A 686-nucleotide genomic window follows, 5' to 3' on the forward strand; every position below is an offset into this window, starting at 1 on the left:
GCTCCTACAGGCTGGCAACCAGCGTTTGCTGGTCGTCGTTGAAGTCGATCAGGGCAATTTGCAGCCCTACGGGAGTGATGGTGACGAAGTCGTAGCGCCGGCACGTTCGGCCGTACTGCTGGATCAGCACGCGCAGAAGTTCGGGATTGAGCGACAACTGAGCGTTGCTGAACTTCAGCAGCACCACGTCCCAATCGCGGTCGGGCTGGCGTTCCTCGATCTCGACGTAACCCACGCCCAGTCGCTCGAAAATGCGTTTCAAACCGGCAGTGCTGCCGGCGTCGACTGAGTTGATAAACGCGTACTTCACACGCAGTCGAAACAGGGTCTCGGGTTCGCCCTTGAAGCGCGTCACGTCCCGCTGCCAGGCCCACAGCTCAAGGATGCTCATGTGGCAGGTGTCGGGATCGATCTGCGAGTAGGGCCAGCGCAGCCACCCGGTGACGGTTTCCCACCACGCCTGTGCAGCCGCGACCAGTTTTGAAAGCTCGGTACCGCCCAGCCAGAAAGGCAGTTTCAGTTTGTTCATTGCAGGTTCACCTTCAGCGAAGTCAGGCGCGGAATGTCCAACCCGCTGGTGATGTCGACGCCGGGGGTAAACCGCAATGAGGCGATATCGGCAAACTGCTGGTGCAGTTCTTCCGCGAGGCGACTGAAGCTGAAACGCGACTGGGGATAAGTCAGCG

Annotated in this window: 1 protein-coding gene and 1 pseudogene; both read right to left on the reverse strand. The window is 59.9% G+C overall.

Annotation, left to right across the window (positions count from 1 at the left end):
* Nucleotides 1-4: 4 nt before the first annotated feature.
* Nucleotides 5-529, reverse strand: a complete 525-nt coding sequence (locus ACWR1S_RS30855) for a phage tail protein (RefSeq protein ID WP_150708049.1) — start codon at nt 527-529, stop codon at nt 5-7.
* Nucleotides 526-686: pseudogene (locus ACWR1S_RS30860) on the reverse strand (baseplate J/gp47 family protein); the annotation flags it as partial. The gene ACWR1S_RS30855 and the pseudogene ACWR1S_RS30860, both read right to left, overlap by 4 nt.

The sequence above is a fragment of the Pseudomonas sp. AIG genome, assembly GCF_977020205.1.

Excerpts from the sequence above, each read along its gene's own strand:
- ACWR1S_RS30855 (WP_150708049.1), bottom strand. The coding sequence starts at position 529 with ATGAACAAACTGAAACTGCCTTTCTGGCTGGGCGGTACCGAGCTTTCA.